General features: G+C 56.2%; 8 protein-coding genes. 6 read left to right on the top strand and 2 right to left on the bottom strand.

Annotated elements, in window-relative coordinates; translation table 11 throughout:
* Positions 1-34 precede the first annotated feature (34 nt).
* From VKV18_RS13330 to VKV18_RS13305, 6 genes are all read left to right on the top strand, one after another.
* Positions 35-1,063: an acetyl-CoA carboxylase carboxyltransferase subunit alpha gene (locus VKV18_RS13330; RefSeq protein WP_324204681.1), complete on the top strand. Its 1,029-nt coding sequence runs from the start codon at positions 35-37 to the stop codon at positions 1,061-1,063.
* A gap of 1 nt (position 1,064) precedes the next feature.
* Positions 1,065-1,628: an ATP-dependent protease subunit HslV gene (gene hslV / locus VKV18_RS13325; protein WP_324204680.1), complete on the top strand. Its 564-nt coding sequence runs from the start codon at positions 1,065-1,067 to the stop codon at positions 1,626-1,628.
* 300 nt (positions 1,629-1,928) lie between these two features.
* Positions 1,929-2,429, top strand: coding sequence for a hypothetical protein (locus VKV18_RS13320; RefSeq protein ID WP_324204679.1), 501 nt, complete (start codon positions 1,929-1,931; stop codon positions 2,427-2,429).
* Positions 2,426-3,889, top strand: coding sequence for an FAD-binding oxidoreductase (locus tag VKV18_RS13315; RefSeq protein ID WP_324204678.1), 1,464 nt, complete (start codon positions 2,426-2,428; stop codon positions 3,887-3,889). Before VKV18_RS13320 ends, VKV18_RS13315 begins: the two co-directional genes overlap by 4 nt.
* 27 nt (positions 3,890-3,916) lie before the next feature.
* Positions 3,917-6,559, top strand: a complete 2,643-nt coding sequence (locus VKV18_RS13310) for a tetratricopeptide repeat protein (RefSeq protein ID WP_324204677.1) — start codon at positions 3,917-3,919, stop codon at positions 6,557-6,559.
* A 33-nt stretch (positions 6,560-6,592) separates the two neighbouring features.
* A complete protein-coding gene (locus VKV18_RS13305) occupies positions 6,593-7,096 on the top strand; it encodes a hypothetical protein (protein ID WP_324204676.1) in 504 nt (167 codons plus the stop codon).
* Between the two features lie 307 nt (positions 7,097-7,403).
* Here VKV18_RS13305 and rbsK read toward each other — a convergent pair whose 3' ends face one another.
* On the bottom strand, positions 7,404-8,315 hold the full coding sequence (gene rbsK / locus VKV18_RS13300) for a ribokinase (RefSeq protein WP_324204675.1): 912 nt from the start codon (positions 8,313-8,315) through the stop codon (positions 7,404-7,406).
* Between the two features lie 157 nt (positions 8,316-8,472).
* Positions 8,473-8,792 (bottom strand): flagellin (locus VKV18_RS13295; RefSeq protein WP_324204674.1); only part of this gene is annotated, 320 nt, incomplete at its 5' end.

Raw genomic sequence — 8,792 nt, 5'->3', positions numbered from 1 at the left:
CCGTACTCTCTTTACTCTGTGAGGAGCCTACGGCATGTCTGTAAGTCCGCTCGATTTTGAAAAACCCATCTCTGAGCTCGACGCCAATATCGCCGAACTCAAGCGTATCGCCGCCGACCCCGTTTTACGCAAAGATGCCCTTGACCGTGGCATTGACATTGACGAGGAGATCGCGCGCATCGAACGGCGTCGCGAGGAGGTGATGCGCCAAATATTTGCCAATCTTACCCCATGGAATGAAGTTCAAATGGCACGTCACCCCCAACGACCCTATACACTGGACTACGTTCGGCTCATTTTTGAAGATTTTATGGAGCTGCATGGCGACCGTATCAATGCCGACGACCCGGCTATCGTCGGCGGGTTGGCGCGCTTCAACGGCCGCTCCGTGGTGGTTATCGGCCACCAGAAAGGGCGCGACCTGAAGGAGCGCCAGCTGCGTAACTTCGGAAGCGCCCGCCCGGCCGGCTTTCGCAAAGCCCTGCGCCTTATGAAATTGGCCGAGAAGTTCCGTAAACCTCTCATCACTTTTGTAGATACCCCCGCCGCCGAGGCCAACCTCATGGCCGAGGAGGAGGGCATTAGCCGCGCCATCGCCGTGAACCTTATGGAGATGGCACACCTAAAAACCCCTATCGTCACGGCCATTATCGGTGAGGGCGGCAGCGGAGGCGCGCTCGGTATCGCCATGGGCGACCGCGTCGTTATGCTCGAACACGCCATCTACTCCGTCATCCCCCCCGAGTCGTGCGCAGCTATCCTCAAAGAGTTTGGGCGTGACCGCAGTCGTGCACCCGAAGCGGCCGACGCTCTGAAGCTAACGGCACGCCATGCACAGGCCTTTGGGGTGGTAGATGAGGTGCTGCCGGAACCCCTCGGCGGCGCCCATCGTGACCTTCAACAAACTGCCAAAACGCTTCAAGAAGCCATTGCACGCCATCTCGAAGCGCTCGATAAGAAACCGTTGAACGTGCTTCTGCAGGAGCGCTACGAGCGATATCGCAATATCGGTAAATGGCATGACCCGCTACAGCTCATTCGTACCCAGTTGGAGGTCTCATAGGTTGCGCCCACAGAACCCCATCAAAGCCACCACCATCGTGGCTGTAAAACGGGAGGCAGAAGTCGCTCTGGCCGGAGATGGCCAAGTAACCATGGGCGATACGGTGTTAAAGCACGGCGCACGCAAAGTCCGTCGTCTCTATCAGGGGCGCGTGCTCGCCGGCTTTGCCGGCTCCGTGGGCGATGCCCAATCCTTGGCCGATAAGTTCGAAAGTAAGCTCGAATCGAGCGCCGGCAACCTCACCCGTGCCGCCATCGAGTTCGCCAAAGAGTGGCGTACCGACCGCATTCTCCGCCGACTCGAAGCCATGATGATCGTGAGCGATGGCGACAAACTTTTTATCCTTTCCGGCGACGGGAACGTGGTAGAGCCGGACGATGGAGTGGCAGCTATCGGCTCTGGAGGGCCTTACGCGGCGGCAGCGGCTCGCGCGCTGCTGCGTTATACACAGCTCGGCGCCCGCGAGATCGTGGAGGCAGCCATGCGCATCGCCTCCGAAATCTGCGTCTACACCAACGATCACTTCACCATCGAGACCCTGCCGGCCAACCGTTCCGCCGGCTAACCTGCGGCGAGTGAGGAACTTTTTACAATGCCCCCCTCTTCTCCAACTTATCGAGTTAAAAGATTCCGCTCTGCGATCTCACAGGTCCACCCGCTCGATGCGACTCTGGCCCTGCTCTTGATCGTGAGCGCCTGCCTGCTATATCAAACGAAGAGTGAACAGCCCGATTCCTACTATCAGCTCCTATGCATCGTGGTGTGCTTTTGTTGGGCGTTCGCCGCCTTTCGCTTCTACGGCCATCGGCGGTTTTCTAGGCGCACGTCGCCCTAAATTTTTACGAATACTTACAAGACAGCGACGATGAAAGCAAAATGGGCGCTTGTATTTCTGTTGGAAACCCTCCACCTATGGGCATTCGGAATCTGGTTCGGAGGGTTGGCGCTGCTGCTGATCCTTTCACCACCCTTCCCCGTGGCGAATCGAGCGCCCTTCTTTCTGTGTGGGCTTATCGTTTTGGGTTGTGAGTGGCTTCTACGTCGGCGCTATCGCCTTCAACGGGCCAAAGCGCTGGGCGATTCGTTGCGCCAAACACTCGTGCTGGCCGCCCTTTTTATAGAAGAGTTGGGGCACAACGGCCGTCGCCCAACAACGGCCACGCAGCATGCCCTTGAGATCGCCCAAATTGCGCTTCTTGCCGTTGTTGCCGCCATCTCGGTTTGGCTACAGGTGGCTCCTCCTGTGGGGGAACCGACGCCGTTAACCGATACGAATAAGGAACAAGAGGCAGCAACCCTATCCAACCCAACAAAACCACAGCCAAGCACCGGGTCCAAACCCCGTCTTCAGAGGAGACGCCGATGAATGCCGTACAGAACCTTTCGCACGTGCTAAAACAAGAGCTAGAGGCCCTGCTAGGCCCTGAAGGGGTACTGACCGACCCGATAGCCCTACGCGCCTACGATTGCGATGCCTATTCGCCGGCCAAACATTTTCCCGATGCTGTGGCTCTACCGCAGACGACGGAGCAGGTAAGCGCCATCGTGAAACTCTGCAATCGGCTTGGGGTACCGTTTACCCCGCGGGGGGCAGGCACCGGTCTCTCCGGAGGGGCCACGGCCGTTGAGGGCGGTGTGGTGATCGCCACCACGCGCCTTAACAAAATCCTTCGTATAGATGTGCCCAATCGGCGGTTGGTGGCGCAGGCCGGCGTGGTGAACACCTATCTCACTAAAGCGGTAAAAGCATACCACCTGCATTATGCACCGGATCCCTCAAGCCAAGGCGCCTGTACCGTAGGAGGCAACGTGGCCGAAAACGCCGGAGGCCCCCATACCCTTAAATATGGGGTTACCACCAACCACATCACCGGTCTCACCTTGGTACTACCCGATGGCGAGATCGTGGCGCTCGGTGGGTTTGAGGAGGAGACGCCGGGCTATGACCTCGTTGGGCTTGTTGTCGGAGCCGAAGGCACCATGGGAATAGTCACGGAGGTCACCGTGCGATTGACCCCACTACCCCAATCGGTGCGAACCCTCCTGGCAATTTTTGAGACCATTGACCAGGCCACCCGAACCGTTTCGGATATCATCGCGGCAGGGGTTTTGCCGGCTGCCCTCGAGATGATTGACACCTTCATCATTAAGGCGTGTGAGGAGGCGTTCCATCTCGGCTTTCCTTCGGATGCCGAGGCGGTTCTGATTATCGAAGTAGACGGTTTGGAGGTGGGGCTAGACGAAGAGGCCGAGCAGGTGCGCCAGATCGCGTTCAAAAACGGGGCACGAGAGGTGCGTCAAGCGAAAACGGAGCAGGAGCGCGCCCTGTTATGGAAGGCCCGCAAACAGGCCTTCGGTGCGCTGGGGCGCCTTGGGCTTTCAATGGTGACCCACGATGGTGTTATCCCGCGAACAAAGCTTCCCGAAGTGCTTCGAGAGGTGCGCGCCATCGCCCAAAAGCACAATCTGTTGGTGGGAAACGTCTTCCATGCCGGCGATGGAAATCTCCATCCTAACCTCATGTTCGATGAGCGCGATCCCCAGCAGGTGGCGCGCGTGATGCAGGCCGGGGAGGAGATACTCAAACTCTGTGTGGATGTTGGCGGATCGCTCACAGGGGAACACGGAATCGGTGTGGAAAAGATGGAGGCCATGACGCTGCTGTTTAGCGAGGCCGACCTCGATCTCATGCAAAAAATAAAGTCGGTGTTCAATCGGAACGCGCTCTGTAACCCCGGCAAGGTGCTGCCTACCTCGAAACGGTGCTGGGAAACAGAGCACGGCCCCCGACTCGTGCGTTCGGTGGGAAGAGGTGCTGCGGTTTAGCCCTCCCTGAAAAACAGGAGGTGGATAATGAAACTTCCATCTGGCATGGTGACCCTGCTCTTCACCGATATTGAGGGCAGCACCCGCATGATGGAGCAGGAGCCTGAGGCCATGATGCGCCTGCTCGCCCAACACGATGCGCTTGTGCGTAGAGCCATAGAAGAACAGGGTGGAATCGTTTTTAAGGCTCTCGGCGATGGGTTTTGTGCTGTGTTCTCCCAAGCATCGGCGGCAGTGCAGGCCGCTGTTGAGATACAAAAACGTCTCCATACTGCCGATTGGACACCGTTTTCCACGTTCAAAGTCCGCATTGCGCTCCATTGCGGCGAGGTGGTTCTGCGAGATGGCGAGTATTTCGGAACTTCGCTGGCACGCATCGCGCGTCTGTGCGACCTGGCGCACGGAGGCCAAGTTCTGTTAACTCAGGCTGTTGTCTCACGCATTCAAGACCGGCTGCCGCAAAGCGCTTCCCTCAAAGACCTCGGTGTTGTGGCTCTTCGTGGCCTACAACGCCCAGAACGCGTTTTCCAGCTAAGCCACCCAGAAATCCCAGCCCATTTTCCATCTAAAAGCTTCGGTGTCGTCATAGAGAACATACCCTCCCGGCTTACGAGCTTCATCGAACGCCCCGGTGAGATGGAACAGTTGATGGCGTTATTCGCGAATGCGAAACCCACACGGCTGCTTACCCTGCTTGGGCCGGGCGGTTGCGGCAAAACGCGCCTTGCTCAGGAGCTGGCGATCAAGCTGACCTCGCATTTTGGCGACGGCATCTGGTGGATCGATCTCGCCTCTATTGCCTCATCTCAACTGATCGTTCCCAAAATTTTGGCGACGCTTGGCCTTCGTGAAACCGATAGCACCTCCTCTACGCTCGATTATTTAGAGCAAGAGTTGCGCACTTTCCAAACGCTGCTCATTTTAGATAATTGCGAGCACTTTCTTAGCGAACTGGCTCCGATTGTGGAGCGCCTTCTTCATGCCTGTCGCAATATCGCCGTTGTGGCTACGAGCCGGGAAGCCCTCCGCATTGCAGGCGAAAAGATTTGGCAAGTGCGTCCGCTGAGCGTTCCACCACGGTCAACAAAAAGCCCCTCAACTATGGCAGCTTATGAGGCGGTTCAGCTTTGGGTAGATCGCGCCAAGTTAAGCGATCCTACCTTCGCACTCACCGAGGAAAATGCTTCCATCGTCGGCGAGATATGCCAGAGCCTTGACGGAATTCCATTGGCCATTGAACTGGCAGCCGCCCGAACGGGCAGTCTATCCCTAGAAAGAATCGCCCGTGATCTGCGTCAAAACCTTCGTTTTCTCACCACCGGCGGCGCACGGGAGACGCGACACGATACCATGGAAAACGCTATTCGATGGAGCTACGACCTGCTCTCAGCGGACGAGCAGGAGATGCTGCAGGCCTTATCGGTGTTTTCTGGCAGCTTTACTCTGGAAGCAGCGGAGGCGATCGCCTTTCAAAGGGAAGATGCTTTGGACTTACTGCTCAACCTTGTAGAGAAGTCCCTTGTTAACTTTGAAAATACCCCAAAACAGTCGCGTTATCGTCTCCTGGAAGTCATACGGCTTTTCGCCGCCGAGCGTTTGGCGGAGAGTGGGAGAATACCATCGGTACATAAGCAGTACCTCCAATTTTATAGTCATCTGGCACAGCAGGCTGCACAGGGACTGCGTGGGGCGGAACAGGCCGCTTGGCTCGCGCGCCTCGATGCGGAGTACGACAACTTGCGCACAGCTCTCCGCTATGCCCTCGATCCCGAAACTCGTTTAGGGCTTGCCGTGCCACTTTATCAATACTGGTATCTACGTAGCCGTTTCACGGAGGGCCGAAGCTGGCTGGAAGGGGCTTTGTTGAGAAGCTCTACAATTCCCCCTAAACTGCGTGCCGATGCGCTTAACTGTGCCGGTATTCTGGCTTGGGCACAGGGCGATTGTGCCGCTGCGCTCCGTTTCCATACCGAGAGCCTTGAGCTGTGTCGCGAGATTGGAGATAGAGAAGGCGAGGCCAGAGCCTTTAATGGCTTAGCATTGGCCGCTCAAAAACAGTCGGACTTTCCCCAAACACGCTTCTACCTGGAACAAAGCCTGCAGATTTTTCGAGAGACCAACCCGCGTGCTGCCGCCCAGGTGCTGGTGAATTTGGGTGGGCTGAGCACCGAAATGGGGGACTTGGTTCAGGCCAAAAGCTATTTTGAGGAGGCCATTCAAAAGCTTAAAACCGAAGGCGACAAGATCACCCTTCTCACAGCGTTCTATAATTTGGGTGAGTTGCATTTTCAACAACAGGACTATACCAATGCCCTGCGCTGTTATAAAGAGAGCTTGCAGCTCTTCCAATATCATCCTATTCCTGCCCTACAATGCCGAACCTTCGATTCGCTGGCGTACATCACCTACTCGGCCTATAAGAACGCCGAGACGGCCGCGCTTCTCCTCGGTATGGCACAGACTTTTGTTAAAGATACGGAGGCCGCCGCTCTGCTTACCCCACAGTCGCGCCAGATCGAGAAGCTGATAGCGACTCTGGGGGCGCAGATAGGAACAAAACGTTTTGAGGAGTTGTGCTCTCAAGCAGAGACCCTAACACCATCGGAGGCATTCACGTTCGGAATGGAACATATTGATAATTGTTTGAAATTAGCAACAAATAAATGCTAGACTATAGCAACCTTGTTGTAAAAGGAGATTTGTATGAGCAAACAACCCACCCTCGGCATCGTCTATGTGCCCATCGGTATCGGCACACCGGCAACGCCGATCAACACGAACCAGCAGCAGTTCTACGTGTATGTGCAGCTTGGTTACTTTAACGGAAACACGGCGCCTTCAACCACGGTTACCCTAACCCCCTATCAATACGATCCCGTCACGGGGTCTCTGGTCAAGCCCGACCCAAACGTGCTTGCAACCAACACACCTCAGTCCTACACCTTCAGCGGGCAACCCTCTAGCAGCGTTCCTTTTTCGCTCACCACCGGCCCACAGGCGCAGAACAGTAAACAGCAGATCGTGCTGATCGCCTCCTGCAATGGCTATACGGTATCCAACTCCCTGCCTATTGGCTATTCCGCGTTGCCGCAACCGGTAGGGGCTGGCGCGAGGAGAGCGGCGTCGGAAGAGGAGATTGAGGTGGTTGTTGAGGAGCTCCGTGAAGCATCGGCCAAACCGAAATCGTCGTCAAACCCAACGGCTTAGTTCGGCAATCTCGGTTCTCCCTCTTGTGCTAGAAGGGGAGGGAGAACTGAGCCTCTAAGCTGTGCGTTTTGCTGTTTATTATGTCTTCCTCCAATCGCGGATATCCGTCTCGACGGCTCTGAATCTGTTTTTGCGGACAACCGTTCCGTATGCTATCACCTGGGTCTACCGGATCGGCTAGCCTAAAGACAATTGGGACGGGATCCGCGTTCCTATCCTCCCGCCCTGTGTTCTTTTCTGTAAGACGTTTCGCTGCAGCCAAAGTTGCGTCTGAATTTTTATGATTCGTTTGTTTTTAGAAAGCTCCCTAGAGCATGGCTTCGATCTCTTGGCGGTAAGGAATAGAGGGCTGGGCACCCAAACGGGTAACACAGAGGGCTGCGGCCGCGCAGGCAAAACGCACGGCCTCCTTGAGGGGCTGTCCCTGCGTGATCGCTGCGGCGAATGCACCGCAGAACACATCGCCGGCAGCGGTAGTATCTATCGCCTGCACGGGGAGTGCCGGCACGTGAAAACCCCCTTGAGGCGTTGCCACCCACGCGCCGTTTGCCCCTAACGTAAGCAGCACATTCTGAGGCCCCTGCCGTCGTAGAATCTGCGCCGCCTGCTCGGCCTCGCGTAAGGTGCCGACCTGCACGCCGCTAAGATAGGCCGCTTCGGTTTCGTTGACAACGAGATAGGTTATTCGTGAGGAGAGCTTGGGAGCCTCTTTACGGATGGGGGCAAAGTTAAACAGAATGGCCGTTTCCGAGTCGGCCAACACCTCAAAGGTCTTTTCCAAAGCGCTACATGCGATCTCGGCCTGTGTCACCACCATGCGGCTGCTCTTCAAGAGAGCGGCATAACTCTCGATATGCTCGGGTGTTAGGGCGTTGTTGGCACCTGGAGCCGCTGCAATGCAGTTCTCGCCCTGCTGGTTGATAAGAATCATCGCGATGCCGGTTGGTTCCGAAACGCTTCTGACAACCGGCTCGGTAAAAATGCCGTCTCGCTGAAGGTTCTCCAGAATGGCCTCTCCAAAGGCATCGCTCCCAACACACCCTAAAAAAGCAACGCGCCCTCCGGCGCGAGCGGCGGCAACCGCCTGGTTCGCCCCCTTGCCACCGAAGGCCTGCGCAAACCGGCCATCACTCACCGTCTCCCCTGGCGCCGGAAATCGTTCCACCTGCATGATCATATCCACATTAGCACTGCCTACCACCGTAATCGGAAACTCCATGCCTCCATAACCTTCCTTATTAAGGCAAATTGACACCCATGTTACATTCTGTTTCAGATAATCATACCCGCTGCGCCATCGGCTGTAGAGAGATCATACATGCACAAAAAAGAGCGCATCGTGAACGATGCGCTCCTATCAAAAAGCGAAGCGTTATCTATCCAAGCAGTTTCAGCAGAAGCTGAGGTGCCGCATTGGCCTGTGCCAACATCGCCGTTGCCGACTGCTCGATAATCTGGTTCTTCGTTAGGTTCACTACCTCCTGAGCCACATTCGTATCCCGTATCTGGCTCTCCGAAGCCGAGAGGTTCTGTACCCCTATCCCCAGATAGTTCGCCGTCGCCTGCAACGTCTGTGACTGCAACGCTCCCAAGTTCGCACGTAACTGCGATACCTGAGAGATCGCCTCGTCCACTATCCGTATCGCGTTCTCTGCTCCTTGACCCGTCGTCACATCTATGTTCGACAAGTTGTAGC

The sequence above is a fragment of the Chthonomonas sp. genome (genome assembly GCF_035294505.1).
Lineage (GTDB): Bacteria > Armatimonadota > Chthonomonadetes > Chthonomonadales > Chthonomonadaceae > Chthonomonas.
The sequence above is the reverse complement of the archived record's forward strand: the minus strand, read 5'-3'. Positions and strand labels throughout refer to the sequence as shown.